General features: G+C 58.1%; 25 protein-coding genes. 4 read left to right on the top strand and 21 right to left on the bottom strand.

Annotated features, from left to right (window positions below):
* Nucleotide 1: 1 nt before the first annotated feature.
* The 8 genes from J2W17_RS18060 to J2W17_RS18025 all read right to left on the bottom strand — a co-directional run bounded on the left by J2W17_RS18060 (nt 2) and on the right by J2W17_RS18025 (nt 6833).
* Nucleotides 2-640 carry a hypothetical protein gene (locus J2W17_RS18060; protein ID WP_307336927.1) on the bottom strand — a complete coding sequence of 213 codons (639 nt, stop codon included), beginning with the start codon at nt 638-640 and terminating at the stop codon, nt 2-4.
* Nucleotide 641: 1 nt separating this feature from the next.
* Complete coding sequence (locus tag J2W17_RS18055) at nt 642-1034, bottom strand: hypothetical protein (protein ID WP_307336925.1); 393 nt, start codon at nt 1032-1034, stop codon at nt 642-644.
* A 41-nt stretch (nt 1035-1075) separates the two neighbouring features.
* Nucleotides 1076-1249 carry a hypothetical protein gene (locus tag J2W17_RS18050; protein ID WP_307336922.1) on the bottom strand — a complete coding sequence of 58 codons (174 nt, stop codon included), beginning with the start codon at nt 1247-1249 and terminating at the stop codon, nt 1076-1078.
* Nucleotides 1250-1300: 51 nt separating this feature from the next.
* Nucleotides 1301-2455 (bottom strand): P22 coat - protein 5 family protein, encoded by a 1155-nt coding sequence (locus J2W17_RS18045; RefSeq protein ID WP_307336919.1) that lies wholly within the window; start codon nt 2453-2455, stop codon nt 1301-1303.
* Between the two features lie 16 nt (nt 2456-2471).
* Nucleotides 2472-3230 carry a DUF6651 domain-containing protein gene (locus tag J2W17_RS18040; protein ID WP_307336916.1) on the bottom strand — a complete coding sequence of 253 codons (759 nt, stop codon included), beginning with the start codon at nt 3228-3230 and terminating at the stop codon, nt 2472-2474.
* 119 nt (nt 3231-3349) lie between these two features.
* The gene (locus J2W17_RS18035; protein WP_307336913.1) at nt 3350-4663 is read right to left on the bottom strand and encodes a DUF4055 domain-containing protein; all 1314 of its coding nucleotides are present in this window, start codon (nt 4661-4663) and stop codon (nt 3350-3352) included.
* A gap of 78 nt (nt 4664-4741) precedes the next feature.
* A complete protein-coding gene (locus J2W17_RS18030) occupies nt 4742-6223 on the bottom strand; it encodes a terminase (RefSeq protein WP_307336910.1) in 1482 nt (493 codons plus the stop codon).
* Nucleotide 6224: 1 nt separating this feature from the next.
* Nucleotides 6225-6833, bottom strand: coding sequence for a hypothetical protein (locus J2W17_RS18025; protein ID WP_307336907.1), 609 nt, complete (start codon nt 6831-6833; stop codon nt 6225-6227).
* A gap of 75 nt (nt 6834-6908) precedes the next feature.
* On the opposite strand from J2W17_RS18025, the gene J2W17_RS18020 reads away from it, so the two are divergent.
* Nucleotides 6909-7100 (top strand): hypothetical protein, encoded by a 192-nt coding sequence (locus J2W17_RS18020; protein ID WP_307336904.1) that lies wholly within the window; start codon nt 6909-6911, stop codon nt 7098-7100.
* A 240-nt stretch (nt 7101-7340) separates the two neighbouring features.
* Here J2W17_RS18020 and J2W17_RS18015 read toward each other — a convergent pair whose 3' ends face one another.
* Entirely contained in the window at nt 7341-7718 is a 378-nt protein-coding gene (locus J2W17_RS18015) for a hypothetical protein (RefSeq protein ID WP_307336901.1), read from the bottom strand.
* Nucleotides 7715-8038: a phage holin, lambda family gene (locus tag J2W17_RS18010; RefSeq protein ID WP_307336898.1), complete on the bottom strand. Its 324-nt coding sequence runs from the start codon at nt 8036-8038 to the stop codon at nt 7715-7717. The genes J2W17_RS18015 and J2W17_RS18010 overlap by 4 nt, the downstream gene beginning before the upstream one ends.
* Nucleotides 8039-8185: 147 nt before the next feature.
* Here J2W17_RS18010 and J2W17_RS18005 point away from each other — a divergent pair, with 147 nt between their 5' ends.
* Complete coding sequence (locus J2W17_RS18005) at nt 8186-8365, top strand: type II toxin-antitoxin system HicA family toxin (protein ID WP_307337683.1); 180 nt, start codon at nt 8186-8188, stop codon at nt 8363-8365.
* 51 nt (nt 8366-8416) lie between these two features.
* A complete protein-coding gene (locus J2W17_RS18000; RefSeq protein WP_307336895.1) occupies nt 8417-9133 on the top strand; it encodes a type II toxin-antitoxin system HicB family antitoxin in 717 nt (238 codons plus the stop codon).
* Between the two features lie 647 nt (nt 9134-9780).
* Here the strand turns inward: J2W17_RS18000 and J2W17_RS17995 are convergent.
* The 11 genes from J2W17_RS17995 to J2W17_RS17945 all read right to left on the bottom strand — a co-directional run bounded on the left by J2W17_RS17995 (nt 9781) and on the right by J2W17_RS17945 (nt 16148).
* On the bottom strand, nt 9781-10290 hold the full coding sequence (locus tag J2W17_RS17995; RefSeq protein WP_307336892.1) for a hypothetical protein: 510 nt from the start codon (nt 10288-10290) through the stop codon (nt 9781-9783).
* A gap of 494 nt (nt 10291-10784) precedes the next feature.
* Nucleotides 10785-11462: a hypothetical protein gene (locus J2W17_RS17990; protein WP_307336888.1), complete on the bottom strand. Its 678-nt coding sequence runs from the start codon at nt 11460-11462 to the stop codon at nt 10785-10787.
* On the bottom strand, nt 11459-12061 hold the full coding sequence (locus J2W17_RS17985; RefSeq protein WP_307336885.1) for a recombination protein NinG: 603 nt from the start codon (nt 12059-12061) through the stop codon (nt 11459-11461). Before J2W17_RS17985 ends, J2W17_RS17990 begins: the two co-directional genes overlap by 4 nt.
* Before the next feature lie 106 nt (nt 12062-12167).
* A complete protein-coding gene (locus tag J2W17_RS17980; protein ID WP_307336882.1) occupies nt 12168-12638 on the bottom strand; it encodes a hypothetical protein in 471 nt (156 codons plus the stop codon).
* Complete coding sequence (locus J2W17_RS17975) at nt 12635-12823, bottom strand: DUF1382 family protein (protein ID WP_307336879.1); 189 nt, start codon at nt 12821-12823, stop codon at nt 12635-12637. The genes J2W17_RS17980 and J2W17_RS17975 overlap by 4 nt, the downstream gene beginning before the upstream one ends.
* A complete protein-coding gene (locus J2W17_RS17970) occupies nt 12823-13629 on the bottom strand; it encodes an ATP-binding protein (RefSeq protein WP_307336875.1) in 807 nt (268 codons plus the stop codon). The genes J2W17_RS17975 and J2W17_RS17970 overlap by 1 nt, the downstream gene beginning before the upstream one ends.
* A complete protein-coding gene (locus tag J2W17_RS17965) occupies nt 13619-14494 on the bottom strand; it encodes a replication protein (protein ID WP_307336872.1) in 876 nt (291 codons plus the stop codon). Before J2W17_RS17965 ends, J2W17_RS17970 begins: the two co-directional genes overlap by 11 nt.
* 169 nt (nt 14495-14663) lie before the next feature.
* Entirely contained in the window at nt 14664-15086 is a 423-nt protein-coding gene (locus J2W17_RS17960) for a phage regulatory CII family protein (protein ID WP_307336870.1), read from the bottom strand.
* A 171-nt stretch (nt 15087-15257) separates the two neighbouring features.
* On the bottom strand, nt 15258-15497 hold the full coding sequence (locus J2W17_RS17955; protein ID WP_307336867.1) for a hypothetical protein: 240 nt from the start codon (nt 15495-15497) through the stop codon (nt 15258-15260).
* 22 nt (nt 15498-15519) lie between these two features.
* Nucleotides 15520-15873 (bottom strand): hypothetical protein, encoded by a 354-nt coding sequence (locus tag J2W17_RS17950; RefSeq protein ID WP_307336865.1) that lies wholly within the window; start codon nt 15871-15873, stop codon nt 15520-15522.
* A gap of 35 nt (nt 15874-15908) precedes the next feature.
* Entirely contained in the window at nt 15909-16148 is a 240-nt protein-coding gene (locus tag J2W17_RS17945; protein ID WP_307336862.1) for a hypothetical protein, read from the bottom strand.
* Between the two features lie 83 nt (nt 16149-16231).
* Here J2W17_RS17945 and J2W17_RS17940 point away from each other — a divergent pair, with 83 nt between their 5' ends.
* Nucleotides 16232-17098, top strand: coding sequence for a LexA family transcriptional regulator (locus tag J2W17_RS17940; protein WP_307337680.1), 867 nt, complete (start codon nt 16232-16234; stop codon nt 17096-17098).
* Nucleotides 17099-17215: the final 117 nt, after the last annotated feature.

The raw sequence follows: 17215 nt of genomic DNA, 5'->3' as shown, positions 1-17215 counted from the left end.
GTTACACCTGCGCTTGCATTGCGGTGATGCGCCAGCCCATGTCGGTCAGTTCAGCGCTGGAAATCACGTATTTGCGGTCGAGATCGTCGCGGATGATGTCGCTGGTGCGGAACACAACGCCGGGCCAGGCAGGAAGCAGGATCGCCCACCACGGAGTTTTCACGTCCTGTGGCAGCTTCGCCTCGTTCGTCTCGCCCTTGGTGCCCTGCAAGATGCTGGCTGGCCAGCCCCGCATGATTGGGGCTTCATCCGCCCGCCTGCCGCCTGCCCAGCCACCCAGACCGACACCTTCATCCATGCCCACCCGCAGCACGTCTATGACGCGATTGGTCTGCACGCAGAGGATCGGAAGCGTGTCCTGCATGGCTGCGATGAAGAACGTGCCTTGGCGGCCCACGAGGAAGTCACCGACGGCAAACTCTCGCGCATCGAACAGGCCCAACCACTCAGCCTTGCCGTATTTATTGGGCGCCGAGTAGCTGAAATTTGTGGTGAACGACACCGGCAGCGTCTGCAAAGCGGTTGACGTCAGCGGGTTACTGGCGTTGGTAGCGCGAAATTGCTGGTAGTCGAAACCGATTCGCTTGGCGGCCTTGCCGTAGCCGATGTAGATCTTGGACTGGAGCTTCGTGCCGTCCATGTCAGCCCCTTGCCAGGCTTATGCCGCCCGTGCCGAGTGACGGGCCCGGTGGCACGCCGAGGAAGCCACACAACTCGCGGCGCCAGATCCGGTAGAGCTTCATCCGGTCAAACACCTCGTTCTTGTTGTGCACCCAGACGGCCGCTTGATCCGTGTCGAGGTTCTCGGTCGCGGACAGGACGTCAGCTTCGAGCCCGGCGATCTTGGTCAGGAAGGACGTCATGGTGACCTCCTCCTCTGGCCGCATGCTGTCGAGCCGGTGATTCAGCGTCTGCCAAATCATCGGCGCCACCCAACCCCAAGCTGTATCACGGCGGTCATCGAGCGTCACGTCTCCCTGCATCGGGTAACCGGCGAAGCGTCTGGCGTCCGACTTTTGCTGATCAGTAAGCATGTTCGGCTCCCACTGCCTGTCGTTGTCGCCGGTTTGGCGTGTTAGTGCGAATTCTTGCTATCGGCCACGGACTTTTTGTCCTTGGCAGACGGCTCTTTCTCGACGACTTCCACGTACAGCTTGTGGACGCTCTCGTCGAAGCTTTCGGCATCGATCAGGACGTAATCGCCTTGACCTTGGCCCCATGGCTCTACTTTCAGAACTTTGTCGCTCATGTGTATCTCCAGAAGAGGGTGAGCCCGGAGCCGAAGTCCCGGGCGCAGTTATCAGCCGAGCAGCAGAGACATGTGCTCGGTTTTGACGGCAGCCACACCCCAGGCCAGTGCGATTTCGTACTGGATCTGGCGGTATTGCTTGTACAGCGAGATTTCGAAGGTCAGGCCGCTGACGGAGTCAGTGATCAGCATGCGGTCATCAGCGCTGTCGCCGCCCTTCGGCAGAGCCGGAGCACGAGTGGCCAGGGCGATGGCGGAACGGGCAAACGCCATGTTGCGAGTGGTCGCCGCGATTACGGTGACCAGGGTCGCAGCAGCAGGGATCGCTTTGCGCAGGCCGGGTGCCGCCAGAGTGATGGTGCCGCCGTTGGAGACGTCAGCATCGCCGGAAGCCACAACGTACTTGTTGGTGTCGCCCGCGAAGGTGATCACGTCGCCGGCCAGAACCGAGCCGGTACCCGCCGAGGCCAGGGTGATGGCAGTCGCGCCTGCGGCATAACCGGCGTTGTTAGTGGTACCGGAAGCGCCAGTGCCAGAGACGACGGTCTTGACCTGAGCAGACTCGCGGATCGCGAAGCCATGCACGTCGAGCAGAACGCCGCGGCGCAGCAAGTTGGTGTCGGCAGCCTCGTTCGCCTTGGTCAGCTGGCCCAAGGTGCGCATGTTTGCGCCGGCGGAGGTGTCGATCACCATCTGCAAGTCGCCCAATGGTGCGCCGTTGTCCGACAGGATCTTACGAGCCTGAGCGGTTTCGGCCAGGTTGGTGGCGAACGGGGTAGTACCAGCCGCGCCGTAGGCACGAGACGCCTTCAGAAATAGACCGGCGAGGTCAGCCTCAACCTCGTTGACCAGAGCGCGCATGCCCTGAGCGAGCTGATCGCGCAGGATGACGTTGAACGAGGCACCGTTGTTGTCGAGGCCGCGTTTCTCTTCACCGTTCCAGCGCACCGGTACCCGGCGAGCCTTCTGAATGGTCATCGACACGGTGCCGATGGTCTGGTCGCCGTCGTTTGGCGGGGTTACAGCCGGAGTGATGTCGGATGCAGTAGCAGCCGGCGCCACTGGGGAAGTGACGGTTTGACCTACAGCGGCACGGTCGTAGGTCATGTCGGACGAAACGGCAGGGATGAACCCAACCAGTTCGCGGGACACAACGTCCAGTGCGTTGTAGATCGTGGTGGTCAGGCTGGTGAGAGTGTTGCTCATGGATTGCTCCTAAGGATCAGTCGGTAACGTCGCCGCCCGCTTTCACGTGTGCCTGCTTGCCCGCTGGGTCAAGAGCATCAAATTGGGTGCGAGAGATGGTTTTGTTGCCATTGCCGCCATTCCCACCGTTGTTCGGAGCCCCTGAGCCATTGGCGCCGGTTCCTTTCAAGATGTGATCGCGGTGCGGGTATTGCTCAACAAGGGTTTCGATTGCTTCGTCGAACTCAGCGACTTCGCCCGGCCGGGTGCGGCTGTAGATCTTTTGGCCGTGCTGGTCGTAAGCGATGGTCTTGCCATCCTCGACTTTGAAGGCGGCGCCGAATTTGGACTGAACCAGGTCTGCGGGGATTGCCAGCTTCTCGCCGATGTACTTGGAACGACTGAATGCACCGCCGATCTTTTCTTCGTAGAGCTGCTTTTCGAAGGTCGCCGCCTTGGTGGACCACTCGTCAACCTGACCTTGAAAGGCCTTGCTGATCTCAGTGCGCACCGTGTCGATCTCGCCGGCATCCACCAGCTTTTTCTGATCGAGCTTGGAAACGATCTCCAGGGCCTTCTTGGCGGCAGCACCGTCCTCGATCCCGTCGAACGCCTTTAGGGCCTTTTCAGCCGCCTCTTTGCCTTCGCGGTGGGTCTTGGCTTCGGTGTTCAGCCGGGTGATCGTGCTGACGGTGCCAGGCGCATCAAATGCGACCTCTTTGCCGTCTTCGTACACGTACACAGGCTTGCCGTCTTGCAGTACAACGTGGCCTTGGTCATCCAATTTCAGTTTCATTGATGCATCTCCGGGCATCCGCCCATTTGTTGAGCCATCCGGCCCGGCGCGGCGCTATCCATCCGGAATCGCGCCCATAAAAAAGCCCCGGCGTATGCCAGGGCTGTATTCGGTGTTCGTTACGGCTGAGCAGACTTGGTCGGCTCGGGCTTCGTGGGCTGAGCAGCGACTTTCACCTTCTCCTCCTCCCACTTCAGGTCTTCGCCGAGCATGCCGCGGCGCTGCACTTCCCTGAACAGGCTTTCGTCCGAGAGGATGCGGGCCTTGTTCATGTTCAGCAGGAACGGCATCGTGGTTTCAGGGCTGAAGTCGACCTCGAAGTTGCCATTGACCTGTATGTGCCCACCTTTGTCGATCTTCATCCAAAGCGCGAAGTACTGGAGCACCTGGTCAAGCGCGTCTTCGAGTTGCCCGGCCATGGTTTGCAGCGGGCTCATCTCCTGAGCCGCTTCATCCTCGGCCTGCGTGGCTGTCTTGACAGACTGTTTGTCCTTCTGGAGCAGCTTGGCCCCAGCCAGTCGCATGTCGTCGACCAAGTCCTGCAGCGACGTGCGGCCTGCCTCAATGGCTTTGCCAGTGTGCTCAACCCACTTCATGTCGCAGTCTTTTGGCAGCCGAGTGGCTGAGCCTGCGCCGACGGTGATGTCGTCCCCTTCGTCGAGGCCGATCACTGCGAGCATCGGCACGCGGGCGATGTGCAGGATGTTGTCCTGGTCGCTCTGGGACTGCCAGTGCTTGACGTTCATGTTCGCCAGTTCGAGCAGAGGCGGCGTTGCAGTCAGGAAGCCGGTGCGCTTGGTGTAGAAGGTCGTCAGCGGAATCACGTCGAGGCTTGTCTGGCCCTCGTCGTTCTTCTGCCAGCTCTTCCCGCCCTTGCCGTCATCGACTTCGATGTAGGTGGCCCAGCCGCCCGGGACCAGCACGCGAATCTGATCCACGCTCTTGGTACCGAACTCGCCATCTTCGACCTCGACGCACTCCATGTAGCGGAATTGCGTCAGGAACTGTTTGCCGCCTTTGTTCGCAGACCGCCAGCCGAGCACTTGGCCCGGCTTGATGACCACTGCGTAAGGGCGAACCCCGGCTGACTTCTCTTCGGCCTTGGTTTTGATGCCTTCAGCTTTTGGGTGATCGACCAGCACATGGAAGAGTCCGTGCGACAGGCCGCCACTGAAGAACGACTGAGCCCAGACCTGCAGGTTGTTGCCTTGGAGGTCGAAGTCCTCGGCCATCTCCTTGATCTGGTCATGCACGTCCTCGGTGAACGTGATCGGGTCAGCGAATACGCGCCCAGTCATGTTCTGTACGGTCTCGCTCAGCGCAGGCAGCAAGGTCGAGGTGTCGAGCCGCGCTTTGTAGGCATCGCTCTCTTCCTTCGGCCACTGCGGCAGGAACTTCTTGCCGGCCTTGCGCATGGCCCTCGTGCCACCCATGAGAGCGTCAACGATGGCCCAGTCCTGTCGCATGTCATCTACGGCAGGGAGCGTTTTGCTCGGGTCATCACTCATAATTCACATTCTCAGAGGTTCGCTGGTGGCGGTGCGTTTACGGCGGCCTTTGGCCACGGCGAAGTAACGGAAGGCGTCAGCGGCGTGGGATGACCAGTCATGGAGCGGCTTGTCTTTCCAGCAGCCGCGCTTGTCATCCCATTCCTTGCGATAGTTCTCCAGGGCGGAAACCCCTTTCTCGCATTTGGAATCATCGAAGGCGCAGCGGGCCAGGATCTCCCGGGCCTGCTCAATGCCTTCGTCGATGCCGAGCTTTGGCACAACGCTGAATTTGATGCTGTATTTGTTGCCGTCGATCTCGTAGCCCTCTCGGGCCAGTTCGCGGCGGGTCTTGCCGTCGCTGCCGAACTCACGGTTGTCGATGTCGTGCGGACCCCAGTGCTCGCCGTAGGTGTAGCCTCGATCCTTCAGCGTTTTCATGTAGTGCCGCAGGCCTTCGCCGCTGTTCTCGTAGAAATCGATGATGTGGTATTCCTCGCCGACCGTCCGGACGAACCAGATAGCCGTGGAGTCGCCCACACCGATGTCCCAGAACGTGTGCACTGGAAGGTGATCGTTGCTTGGGATCACGCCGACACGCTGATTGGCGTAGAGCTTGGCGAACTGCTTGGCGTAGTAGGCGCCCTCGATCGACTGCTGGAACGCTTCCGCCGGTAACGACGGGTATTCGCGCTTCATGTCGTCGCCGAGCGACTTTTCCTTGGCTGCGTACCAGGCTGCCTGAGCAGCGCTGATGTTGATGCCATGCTTTGCCTTCAGTTCGGCAAAATAGTCCAGCAGGCGCTGTGGGATGGCGGCAAGCGGCTCAAGTGCGTACTGAGCGTTCTTCCACCAGGCGAAAAAGAAGAATTTCCAGTCCAGCGGACCGATCGGAGCGCCTGAAGAGGCTTGTTTCTCTGCCGTTTGGCTGTAGTCGAAGAAGTAACCGGCCCGCCCCTCTGCAGTCGATTCGATCGTGACGAAACAGTCGGTGGCAACGGCCTCGAACGCACCGGTGACGATCTCGCGCGCCTTATGCGGGAACTTGGCGCAGATCTTCCCGAACTCGGACACGTGCAGATAGCGCAATGTGCCGCCCCGGAAGGACGTAGAAACGTAGATCGAGCCGCCTTTACTGAACACCAGCTCGCCAGCTGCATCGTTGTGCGCAGGGTTAGCCGCGCGGATTTCGCTCGGCAGGTTGTCGTAGGCGTACTTCACCTTTTCCCGGAACAGGCGCTTGGCGTCGTTCAGGGTATGAGCGATCAGGGCGCACTTAGCCGACTCAAACAGAGCCGCGTCCAATTGGATGATGCAGCACTCGGTGGTGAAGCCGAGCTGTCGAGCTTTCAGGATAATGTTGCGGGTGTGCATCCCATCGAAGTACTCGATCTGCTCGTCCGTCATCCGGAAGCGGACCTTCTTGCCCTGCTTGTCCGTGATGAAGTAGAGGTTGTTCAGGCGCCATCTCTTGTCCCGGAGCAGCTTCAAATGCTCGGGCTTCATGTCAGGCTTCCTTCGATAGATCGTCCATCAGTTTCGAGAGTTCGTCGGCATCATTGCTGCCAGTCTTGGTGTCGAGGTCGTAGGCTTGACGCTCCAGGGAGATCAGAGTCTTGAGCGTCTCCGCCATTTCCTTCATCGTCTTGGAGCGGCCCGGCAAGTCGATGATCTTCTGGTACAGGTCGTTTCGCTTGTCCTGTCCGTTGTCGTCTTCGGAGCGCATCAGCTCGCCCAACTCTTCGAACAGGTGGCGGTTGTCAGTCAGGCCTTCGAGTTCATCCAGCAGTTTGTTCGTGAGGCGCCGGCCACGCGAGATGTCGCCGCGATGAGCCATGCGGATGTTCGCAATGACCTCAGCGTTGACCTCAATGATCTCTCTTTCGGTATCCGCCTGTTTGCTGGATACCACAGTGGATACCGTGCGTTTGGATACCAGTGCGTCGGCCTTGGCCTGGATCTTCGCCTTGAGGTTTCGCTCCCAGCCATCCCGCTTGGCGCGCTTGTTGATTGCGCCATGGGTGATGCCTTGAGTTGATGCGATCTCTCGGATGGAAAGCAATCCGGCCCGGTAGGCGCGTTCGATTGCCTCCCAGTCGGGTTGCTTCGTTGTCATAGAGGCTCGCTGATACTTGAAATAGTGGCCGGTTGCCGGTATTGATGGAATTCAACTCATAGCAAGGAATGCAACATGGCTCTTTTAGATGATGTTAAGTACGCCAACGGTGACGACGCGGACCAGCGCCTGCTGGCAGTCAATGCGGCGCTAGAACTCATCGCAGTTCGAGTCACCAACAACACTACTGGTGGCATTTTAGAAGCGGAACTCTCAAGGCTTTCCCAATACGCCGATACCATACAAGCAGCGCTGACCGGGAAGTGATTCACCCGTGCTGCACTTACCTGCGGCACACCCACCATTCCGCGACACAATTTGAACTTCACGAAATGTGTCGCGGATTACTTGCTCTGACTGCGCACAATCTGTGCATCCACTTGATCCGCACAGGTGTCTAGCAGCTTGATGGCTTGATCCTTCAGCTCCCAGACATCCCCATTCATGCGAAGACCGGCTTCAGACTCGGCTTGGTCGATTCGCTCACAGGGGATCAGCTCGGGGGCTTCAATTCTTAGGGCGGACGTCTTTGTTACCAGTCCCGGCTTTCCCGCGCAGGCCGTCAGGCAAAGGCTGAGCAGCCCAATCACGAACAGGCTTGCTGTTGCGTTTGAGATCTTCAAAGTTCTTCTCCGCCTTCTTGGCTTTGGCTTCACTGGCCTTGATTCGCTTGTTCAGGTCTTTCAGGTAGTCAGCATTGCGCTTGGCTTCGGCCTGTAGGGTGGTGATCGTTGCCTGGCTCACCTTGTTTGCCTCGATGGCGTCATCCTTGCTCTTGGCCTCGATCGTTACCTGGCCTTGGAGCGCGATCACCTGGTAGCGCTGGATTCCCAGCAACAGGATGGCGACCAGCACGATGATGGCGGCAGCTGCGAAGGCCTTCATAGCGAATCAGCCTTGCGACCTATGAAGCGGGTCACCATTTCGCGGATCGCTGTCACGCCGAGGAAGCCAATGGCTCCGCCGGCAGCAACGGACAAATTCGACGGCCACTCCATCCAGGCAATGACGCTGCTGGCCGATAGGCTCAAGCCTCCGCAGATCAACGCCTCGAAGATGATTCGGCGCTTGCTGGTTTCTTTGGCGTCGTACAGCACGCGCAAGAGGGAGATGAGGATCGCCATGATTGCGCCCTGTAGGAGCGGATTGCTCATTGCCTCCCAGAACTTGGCCCAGCTCTCAGGTCTGTCTGGCATATTGAGCATTCCGGTGATCTCCCTCGTAGGGAGCAGAAACGAAAAGGCCTCGGCAAATGCTGAGGTCTGAATAGGTGCTAAAACAAATAAAACAAAAGTGTTGTATTAGAACAAAAATGTTGTAGAATGGACTCATCCAAACAACGAGGCGAGGTGATGAAGTTCAGCGAGTTCAGACGATGGTTGAAGGCCCAAGGGGTGACCTTCGAAGCAGGCAAAGGAAGCCACTTCAAAGTCACCGCCCCGAATGGCAACAAGAGCACCTTCGCGGATCACGGCAGCAAGGAAATGCCAGAACCGACCCGCAAGGCGATCATTAAACAACTGGGGCTCTAAGAGCCCCTTCACCACATCTGAACGCTGGACCATCACTTCCAAGGAGTCACGATGTACAACTACGCAATCCGCTTTGAACGAGACGACTCATCAGGACTGGCTGTTTTCTGCCGTGATCTTCCAGAGCTAAACAGCTATGGGGATGACCGCGAGCACGCCAAGCGCGAAGCGGTGGATGCGATTGAGACAACCCTATCCATCTACGTCGACCAGCGCCGCGCGATTCCTGAAGCCACTCCGCCTGAAAACGATGAAGAAGTCATCTCTCTACCAGCCGTCACAGTGGCCAAAATCGCGCTATGGAATGAAATGATGAAGCGCGGAATGCGTAAAGCCGATCTGCGCCGGCTACTCGGCGTTGCTCAGACTCAGGGCGATCGCCTGGTCGACTTTCTGCATACCTCCAAGATGGAGCAACTGGAAGCAGCACTTGAGGCTCTAGATACATCGATTCGTGTGACCACTCCTGATCTTGGATGGATCGATCTTCCCTATGGCGGAGCCCAGGCCGGTTTCTATGCGGCGCGTCTGGTAGACGTCTTCAATGAGCGCCAGGTCAGCGAGATCGAGATCGGTGCAACAAAAAGTAATTTAGACATTGTGAAACCAGACTCTCTGGATTACCTCTTGCGCACTCGCTATGCGAGAAATCCAAACACCATGCAGGCTGTGCAACAGGTAATTGCGGACCTGGTTGATACAGGCTTGTTTGAGCATCTTCCTCGGGCGGCAGGAGTGCGGAAGGCAGCGGTGCTGAAACTCAAGTAAAGCGGCAGCATTAGCCTTACTTGTACCGATCTTGAATAGGTGCGCAGTCTTTCCCGCTGTCTGCCATAAGACTCTCACTGAGTCGACGCCCTTCTGCATCGATCTCGCTGATCCAGTCTCGCGCTACCCCGTAAGCATGGTGAGGACGAGGTACACGGGCGGCCGGTGTTTTTCCGTAGCACTGCACTTGCCGGCTTATCAGTGTCCAGGCCTTCCGAGAGGCCGCCCTGGCTGCGGTGGATTCAAAAAGCTGGCGAGATGTCGAAGTAGTAATCCTTCCCTTCCTCGAAATGCTCGGCTCGATCGGCAGCCACGTTCACGACGTATTCGCCGTAAGGTGTACTTACCGTAGATCGCATCCTCTTCGGCTGGATTGGCCGACCACACCGCTCCGAAGTTAAGGCGCGTCAGTGATTCCGATGAGCCCTGAACAGGCCCTTTGGCGCGAAGAGTCATTTTGCAGCGGGTGATGTGAGACATCGGTAGATCCTCTGGCGTCGATTTGGCAGGAGGGTCTTTCCGGTCTTTCGCCTGCAGTGGTGGAGTCGGCTACAGCAGCACTCCCAGCTCGGAGCAATGGGTGTGGCTGAGCCGAAAACGAAAAGGCCCCAGCGAATGCTGAGGCCCTTGAAAAAAAGTAACCAACTCTAAAACAATACCGTCGCTACTTGCGCCCCAACCCTTGCAGGAAGGGGAATAAGGATTTCCCATTGCGGCAGCTTTCGTGGCCCCTCTGCGGGTTTGTGGTTCGACTCCTCCATTCTCCAGTATGCGCAGGCATATTCGATCCGAGCATCCACGCCAACCCCATAGTCGAGCCAATTCATATCGTGCCTCGACGCCCTCTCTGCAAAAATCTCAAAAATCGGAATTGGTTGATTAGGCGCGGGGGTAACTGCATGCGCAAATTCTATTGCTTGCTCAATGGTTTCGGCGGCGAAAAGCGAGCAATGCCTCGACCAACAAAACCCAACCATGCCCAAAGCCTTTTCGGCGCAATACTCCCGTATCAATGCAGGGTCTGCGTCAGGCGGTGGCTCCGTTTGAATCAATGACCAATATACTGTGCCGAAAGCGGACAGACCTCGCTCATCAACAACCAGCTCTTGCGCAGGTGTGAGGGATGATTTTCTGTCCGCATGAAAAAATTTGTACATGCCATGCTCTCCTAGGATGGAGAACAGTACACAAGCCACTAGCAATAAAAAACCCAGATTGAAGGTCGGGTTTCGATGAGCATCAGCTCAAATCACGGAGAGGCTAGCACTAGCTGCGAGACAACTTGAACCCACGGAATGAATCGTTTCAAGTACAGCATTTCCGAAGATTTTTCCCATTTTATTATCCCCTTTCGCAGTTAATTCCGCTGCGACCGGTATCGCGTGGCTAAGAACAACAGCTTTTACAGCAGCCAAACACATTACGCCGAGGGTTGAGATTGCCATCGCCACGGGAGTCGCACCCGAAAGCCCCAGAAACTGGGAGCCAAGACAGAAGCCTGGCTGAAACTCGATTGTACATGGGGTTTCGAGCAATCTAAACATTGCCAGAAATAACCCGGCGCAGTGGCCGGGCTCAGGGATTTGTGTGCGTTTCGCGTTACTTGTGCACTATGGGAAAAGTACGTTCAAAACGCCGTCATGTCAAATGATTATGCCGCCTCCTGGGCTTTTTCCGCGTAGATCACCTGCCACAACGGCTGCTGCGCCTGAATATCCACTTCTTTGATCACTGCTTTTAGAGATTCCCACAGGTCCAGCCAGTCGCGCTTCCAGTTCTTCGGATCGATGGTGACGCCAAAGAAGGCATTCATCTCCGTGGCTACCCGGGCCGGCCCCCACTCCGCGGCACCGTGCACCTCCCCCTTGTACGACTGCAGGGCCAGTGTGACCAGGTACTGCGCCTTCACGCGCTTGGCTGATGTCAGGTCCGGCAATTGAGCCTTCGCGGTTACGAGCAGCACCGCATTCAGCAGGTGACGCATGTTCATTACCGGGTGATAGAGGTAGTGCCCGAACTGCTGCACCTGAAACGGCAGTGTGTCGATGGCGCGCAGGACCTTGCCGATGGTCGCCAGGTGCGCGGCGCGGGCGGTGGATCGGCCGATGGGAGTGCGGCGAGTCTCGCTGATGCTGATCTTCTGCCGAACCACCTGGATACGCTCCTCCTTGTCCTCGCCCAGGGCGGCGAACACGGCCTCATGGCGGCGCAGGCGAATGCTCTTCTTCGCCGGTGCCGACTCCCCCTTCTCGATCGCCACAGCGCTGATCGACGCGTTCGATTCGTGCTGAGCTTCGGTCCATACCTGCCTTGCATTGATCAGTCTCATGCTGCGTCCTTTTTCAAGTATTTGGCCATTGCCCGGTATTCAGCCTTGATGGCCTTGATCTCTTCTACGGTGTACTTGCGAGCCGGATGAGGCCCTTCAATCCACGCAACCTGGTCGTAGCCGATGCGCGCCACCAACCGAATGCGGTACTCCACAGCGTTACCGGACAAGTTCCGGTTGCACCTCACGCACTGCCGGTGGATGTTGAGCGGTTCAAACCGCAGCTCCGGACAAGCGCCAACGGACCGGTAATGCCCTGCGTCCCAGCGGCTGCCGGTGATGAGGTCGTGATCACTTGGATTGGAATCGCAGCTGATGCACGGCAGGTGCGCGTCACGCAGGCGCACATACTCGTTCATCGCGGCCTGAGCCTCGCGCAGATGGTCGGCCCGGCTCTTCAGCTTCTCCTTGCGAACCCTGATTTCCCGGCGCTCGACCTGGGCGAGCGACTTGCGTGCCTTCTCCCGGTTGGTGGGTGCATCCAGAATTGCGCAGGCCGGGCTGCAAACAGCCTGACCTAAGCGCGCAGGAACGAATGAGGCCCCGCACTCAGCGACGCGGCATTTCCTCGGTCGGGGCTGTTTTGCTGAAAGGCTCATGCCCTGCCCCCATAAATCCTGCGATGCCGGCTATGGATACGGCGGCATTTCTCTAGGATCCCCCAGCAGGAGAGGATCATCAGGACAAGCAGAGTGATTGGGTCGATCATGCGGCCTCCTCGCTCAACAGATCCGTGAACACCACGCCGCGCTCCGTGAATTCGGCCACGATGCGATCGGTGTAAGCGATGCCTTGGGCCCGACTGAACAGCCGGGTGACCGGGAACCCATCAGGCCCGAACAGTGCGTTCCCACCCATCAACTCGAGCTTTTCCCCGTAGGTCAGGTGCCGCATGGTCCGGTACCACCCGTTGCGGAAATCGTCGTCCTCGTTCAGCAGTATCTGAACCCCGAAGTGCAGCTTGCAGTAACGGCGGGCGTCATCGACGTCGCCGATCTGCGTCATCTGGGCGATGCGCTGGTATAGGGCGAACCACAGCGCGTTCTGGTGGAGCGTGCGATCTTTGCCAGGGCGAAGGGACATGACGACGAACTTCTTCTCGCGGAACATTGTGTTGAGGCAGGTGATGGCTTCGGTGAGCTTGGCCTGGCTGTTGACGCTGATCTTGTCGGTCATGTCCGTTGCTCCGCTGCTTCTGCGAGCACTGCCAGACGCTCAAGGCGCTCGGATGCCTGACTTGCCAAGTTGACTCCGTCGGCCTCATCCACCACCGGCATGCATACGAAGTTGATCCCGTGCTTCACCAAGGCGCTGGCTACCTCAAGTGATCGGCGTAGCTGTACTGGGCTTGCTCGTTTCATCAGAACCCCTCCTTTCCGCGCTGTGATTCCCACTCGAACGGAACGACGATCAAGCCACCCTCCCGCAACCGATCCACGCAGCGGTCACCCATTGCCCGGCCCAGTTCGTTGGCACCTAGATTCGAAATGATCACCGTCGGCGCCTCACGCTCGTACCGGCCATTGATGATTGCGAACAGGGTGGTCAGCTCGAAGTCGCTCGGCGTTTCCTTGCTCACGCCGATCTCATCGAGGATCAGCAGGTCGGGATTGATCAGGCTCGACAGGATGTCCGACTCGGACAGCTCGCTTTTGCGGTCAAAGGTTGCCTTGATTGCCTGCAGGACGGCCCCGACAGTGCGGTACACAGCCGTTCTGGACGTCTTGTGCAGCAGCTCGTTGGCTATGGCCGCGCCAAGGTGAGTCTTGCCGGTCCCAGGTTTTCCTATCAGCACCATGCAACGGCCCGCTTCGCGGATCTGGTCGAAGGTGGCGACGTAGTGTCGGCAGAACTTCAGGGCTCGACGTTGCTCGTCATGCTCGACCTGGTAGTTATCCAGCGTGCGGGTCAGGAAGCGCTTCGGAATCAATGCGTCTCCGAGCTTACGGGCCAGTGACAGGCGCTGTTCGTAAGTCTTACTGGCCTTGTCGCCAGCTTCGCGCTCGGCAGCAATAGCGCGCAGGCACTCAGGACAACCGCCCTTCAGCTCCCGACCCAGGATGACAACGACCTTCTGGTCAAACTTCCCGTGCTTCTCGCATTCTGCTGGCTGGGTACGGATCGGCAGCACGCCGTCCGAGATCGATACAACGTTCTCAGAGCGCATAGGAACCGTCCTCTCGCTGAATCAGTCCGGCGGTGTAGTCGCGATCAGCGAAGCCGGTGTGGCGTGAAGGTGAAGACGGCGTCGGTGGCGCGGGTGGCGTCCACTCAGCCAGACGCTTGATCACCCAGGACGCCTTGAATCCCTGCCATCCAGCGGTCAGCGCCTCAGTGATCGCATCGGATGCCGAAATTCCGGCTTCGACACATTTGGCCAGCTCAGCGTTGACGGTTGACCAGACGGTAGCGGTGACAGCTGCGCGCTTGGCCTTGCGCTGGGTCAGCCAGTCGGCCAGAAGTTGCTCAGGTACGCTGTGCGGGTTGTCTGCCAGCAGTTGGGTCATGCCAAACGGAGCCTTGCGATCAGGCTTTGGCGGTTCGGATTGCTCTTGGGGCGGATTAATCTCTTTCGAAGAAAGAGTTAATAGGGGTTCTTTCTTTCCATAAAGAAGGGAAGTTGCCGTTTTGGTCTCACTCGTTTCAGGTCTCAGTGAGACGATTTGGGCCGAGTGAGATGATTTGGTCTCAGTGAGATTGGACGGTTTTTTCTCGTAAAAGGACCATTCCCGGATAGGCGAGATACCGATATCGCCTCGGCTTCCGCCCACCCGGTAAATGATCCGGCGCTCGAGCAGATGACTGATCGCCTTCGAAGTAACGTCGCGGCGCATGTTGGTGTGCTTGCCGATCTCGTCGGCAGTCAGGCGTTTGGTTTCAAGTTGATAGCCGATGGTCTGCCTTGCAATGGCCATGAGAACGCGCAGTTCACGCGCTGGCAGGTCAACCGTAGCCAAAGCCTCCATGAGGCTGTTGTCCATTCGGGTGAAGCCCCTGCTGCTGTTGAGGTTAACGATGTTGTCAGAGGTCATTGCTTGACTCCCCGAAAACGAGATTTAAGACGCGACACGTTTTGCGCTTGAAGAAAACGTGTCGCGACGTTGGCTGGGGTATTGCCGGTGGGGACTTGTGTGTGCATACTGAATTCCTCAGATGTAGCAACTAGCCGACCTCGACCGTCGGCTTTTTTGTGCCTGCAATTCAGGCGGCCTTTACCGATACATCCATCACGTCCAGGCTCTTGCGAACGTGGTCGATCTCTTGGCGGATCAATGCTTTCTCGAAGGAGCTGACGTGGTTGTCGTCCAGGGCTTCATGAACGGCGATGGTCAGGTCTGCCACTTCCTTGCCGACGTTGATCAGCGAGGACGTGAGCGCTTGAGGTTTGGGGGCTTCCCTCGACACCAGGTCAAATCCGAACTCATTGGCCAGGGCCACTAGCGGGCGCATGTCGGTGGTGTGCAGCAATATTCCGAACAGGTGCTCAACCGTCAGATGGTGAGCGTCGTTATCTGGGTTAGCGCGCTGGAGCAGGCCGACATGCGGAACGCCCATCTTTGCCGCCAGTGCTTTTGCCTCGTTATCCAGAACAGCGCTCTGGCAGGCCCGCAGAAAGTCTTCCATTCGTAAAACCTCGCTTCTGTTTCCGTGGTGGCGTTATGCCCACAAGGAGATAATTGGGTCATCAACTGATCAGGGATGAACCCATGACCGTCTTTGCTTTTTGGCCCCTTATTAGGTGCCAGCCCCGCCCGGCCCAGTCTCTGCTGCGGCCCCTTATTAGGGGCCGGACCGCTACCTTCCAGGGAAAATGGAAACTACGTTTTCTGCCTGCGCCCTTTGTGCGAGGCGGCATCGTAGAGCTGCTTTATCCGCTGCGAGACGAGACGCGCTGCGCCGCTCGATCGCACGCTCCGTCATCTGCAGGATTCGATCAGCCAACTGATCCATGCCGATACCGACCTCGTCAGCCCACTTCTCAAGCTCGTCCTTCTCGACCTGCGTGTACTGCCCTACTTCTGGTAATGCAGGCATTGGTGCCTCCTCCATGGCCTAGTCAGGCCCTGAGCTTTTTATCGTTGGTCTGGGGCATAGCGTCCTGTTCTCGCTTCGCTTGCAGGGCTGACCGAATGAGTTCGCGCGCCAGTGCACCGGGTTGAATCTTCAGCTCTCGTGCCAGCTCACCCAGCGCCGGGAAGCCGTCCAGCTCGTCCGACTCGACGTCGTCGATCAAAGGTAAGTACCCGTAATCCTCTTTGAATCGCAGCGCCGCCAAAGTGAGATCTCGAACCAAGGCGCCCGGCTGAATCTCACGCGCCAGCGCTTCCGCTTGGAGCGCGGCGTAAGCGGCGTCATTGAGGCGCGACTTCAACTGGTGAGTGTTGCGATGCGTCTTATTTTTGTAGGCCATTGGTTCACTTCCGAGGTCGGTGTGACGGGACTGGATTAGGCGGCGGCTTTCTTTGGATGGGCTTCCGCGAGCAACCAAGACGGCTCGAACGGCTTTCCATTGGCAGCAGCCAGGGCAGCTATTCGCTCGGCATAGCGCGTCTCACCGGTATATTCAGTGCGTGGCAGACAGTCAGCGGTAAGCCACTTGTAAATGGCCCGAGGAGACTTTCCGCAGGCCAGCGCAACCACCGGCACGCCGCCAGCATCATCGATCGATTTCTTAAGCGGCCGCATAAGGCCTCCGAGTCAATTATGAACTTACAGTACATATTATGTCGGAACTGAAAGTACATGCAAGGGCATGCGATGCTGTACCAATGGTTCAGATAGAAGAAATTCGCGCGGCGTTCGTTGCTCGCCTCAAAAAGGCGTTATCCGCCCACGGCATTGACCAGTGGGGCGCAGGCGCTCGGCTGGCAGAAATTGCTAAGGTCACGCCCAAGGCTTCGAGCAAGTGGCTAAATGGCGAGGCCTTGCCGGGGCCCGCCAAGATGAACGCTATTGCGGATGCGCTAGGCGTAAAAATCGAATGGCTTCAGCACGGCGCAGGCGACGAGCCTAGTTTTTCAAAGCTCGCCGAGGTAGAGAGTGGCGCCAGCGAAAATCAGTCTCAATCGGCAGCGGACATCGTGCGGAACATGCTTTCCAAGCAAGGGAAAGGATTGTCTGATGATGCTCGCAGGCGGTTACTCGCAGTTGCTGAAGCCGATGACGGCGGCAGTGTCATTGAGCTGGATTACTACCGTCCCGGAGCGATGGGTGACGAGGTCTGGATCGCGCATTACGACGTCCGCGCCGCTATGGGTGGCGGTCAGATTCCGCACGACTACCCCGAGATGTTTCAGGACGTGCGCGTCAGCCCCCAGCATCTGCGCGAAATGGGTGTCGAGTTCAAAGAGCATTTCCATCTGAAGATGGTGACGGGCTGGGGCCAGTCGATGGCGCCCACGATTAAACACCGCGACCCGCTCCTGGTTGACGTGAGCGTTCGCGAATTCTCAGGGGATGGGATCTACATGTTCTCCTGGGAGGGGCATCTGTACATCAAGCGGCTCCAGTGGATTGGCGACGAGCAGATCTCGATGCTTTCAGATAACCCACGGCATCCGCCGCAGACCATCAGGGCCGACGAAACCTTCATCCAGGCGCGGGTACTGCTGGTGTGGAATGCTCACTTGGTTTGACCTGTTGCGACACTAATTCGCCGGCGCCCCTTGCGATGGGCGGTGAAGCAAGCCAGTATCGAACATCAACAACCGCTGTGATAATGGATGATCAATGTTTACGGAGCCTAGGCGGTG

This window comes from Pseudomonas lini, from assembly GCF_030812475.1.
In the GTDB taxonomy this organism is placed as follows: Bacteria; Pseudomonadota; Gammaproteobacteria; order Pseudomonadales; family Pseudomonadaceae; genus Aquipseudomonas; species Aquipseudomonas lini_A.
Note: the sequence above shows the minus strand (reverse complement) of the source record. Positions and strands in the feature narration are given on the sequence as shown.

Bases quoted from the DNA above. Each gene is read 5' to 3' on its own strand.
- J2W17_RS18040 (WP_307336916.1), bottom strand. From the start codon at position 3,230: ATGAAACTGAAATTGGATGACCAAGGCCACGTTGTACTGCAAGACGGC.
- J2W17_RS18030 (WP_307336910.1), bottom strand. From the start codon at position 6,223: ATGAAGCCCGAGCATTTGAAGCTGCTCCGGGACAAGAGATGGCGCCTG.
- J2W17_RS17980 (WP_307336882.1), bottom strand. From the start codon at position 12,638: ATGACCGACAAGATCAGCGTCAACAGCCAGGCCAAGCTCACCGAAGCC.
- J2W17_RS17955 (WP_307336867.1), bottom strand. From the start codon at position 15,497: ATGCCTGCATTACCAGAAGTAGGGCAGTACACGCAGGTCGAGAAGGAC.
- J2W17_RS18020 (WP_307336904.1), top strand. From the start codon at position 6,909: ATGGCTCTTTTAGATGATGTTAAGTACGCCAACGGTGACGACGCGGAC.
- J2W17_RS17950 (WP_307336865.1), bottom strand. From the start codon at position 15,873: ATGGCCTACAAAAATAAGACGCATCGCAACACTCACCAGTTGAAGTCG.
- J2W17_RS18005 (WP_307337683.1), top strand. From the start codon at position 8,186: ATGAAGTTCAGCGAGTTCAGACGATGGTTGAAGGCCCAAGGGGTGACC.
- J2W17_RS18045 (WP_307336919.1), bottom strand. From the start codon at position 2,455: ATGAGCAACACTCTCACCAGCCTGACCACCACGATCTACAACGCACTG.
- J2W17_RS18025 (WP_307336907.1), bottom strand. From the start codon at position 6,833: ATGACAACGAAGCAACCCGACTGGGAGGCAATCGAACGCGCCTACCGG.
- J2W17_RS17990 (WP_307336888.1), bottom strand. From the start codon at position 11,462: ATGAGACTGATCAATGCAAGGCAGGTATGGACCGAAGCTCAGCACGAA.
- J2W17_RS18010 (WP_307336898.1), bottom strand. From the start codon at position 8,038: ATGCTCAATATGCCAGACAGACCTGAGAGCTGGGCCAAGTTCTGGGAG.
- J2W17_RS17970 (WP_307336875.1), bottom strand. From the start codon at position 13,629: ATGCGCTCTGAGAACGTTGTATCGATCTCGGACGGCGTGCTGCCGATC.
- J2W17_RS17940 (WP_307337680.1), top strand. From the start codon at position 16,232: ATGGTTCAGATAGAAGAAATTCGCGCGGCGTTCGTTGCTCGCCTCAAA.
- J2W17_RS18035 (WP_307336913.1), bottom strand. From the start codon at position 4,663: ATGGGTGGCACGAGGGCCATGCGCAAGGCCGGCAAGAAGTTCCTGCCG.
- J2W17_RS17960 (WP_307336870.1), bottom strand. From the start codon at position 15,086: ATGGAAGACTTTCTGCGGGCCTGCCAGAGCGCTGTTCTGGATAACGAG.
- J2W17_RS18055 (WP_307336925.1), bottom strand. From the start codon at position 1,034: ATGCTTACTGATCAGCAAAAGTCGGACGCCAGACGCTTCGCCGGTTAC.
- J2W17_RS17975 (WP_307336879.1), bottom strand. From the start codon at position 12,823: ATGAAACGAGCAAGCCCAGTACAGCTACGCCGATCACTTGAGGTAGCC.
- J2W17_RS18060 (WP_307336927.1), bottom strand. From the start codon at position 640: ATGGACGGCACGAAGCTCCAGTCCAAGATCTACATCGGCTACGGCAAG.
- J2W17_RS17995 (WP_307336892.1), bottom strand. From the start codon at position 10,290: ATGTACAAATTTTTTCATGCGGACAGAAAATCATCCCTCACACCTGCG.
- J2W17_RS18000 (WP_307336895.1), top strand. From the start codon at position 8,417: ATGTACAACTACGCAATCCGCTTTGAACGAGACGACTCATCAGGACTG.
- J2W17_RS17965 (WP_307336872.1), bottom strand. From the start codon at position 14,494: ATGACCTCTGACAACATCGTTAACCTCAACAGCAGCAGGGGCTTCACC.
- J2W17_RS17945 (WP_307336862.1), bottom strand. From the start codon at position 16,148: ATGCGGCCGCTTAAGAAATCGATCGATGATGCTGGCGGCGTGCCGGTG.
- J2W17_RS18015 (WP_307336901.1), bottom strand. From the start codon at position 7,718: ATGAAGGCCTTCGCAGCTGCCGCCATCATCGTGCTGGTCGCCATCCTG.
- J2W17_RS17985 (WP_307336885.1), bottom strand. From the start codon at position 12,061: ATGAGCCTTTCAGCAAAACAGCCCCGACCGAGGAAATGCCGCGTCGCT.
- J2W17_RS18050 (WP_307336922.1), bottom strand. From the start codon at position 1,249: ATGAGCGACAAAGTTCTGAAAGTAGAGCCATGGGGCCAAGGTCAAGGC.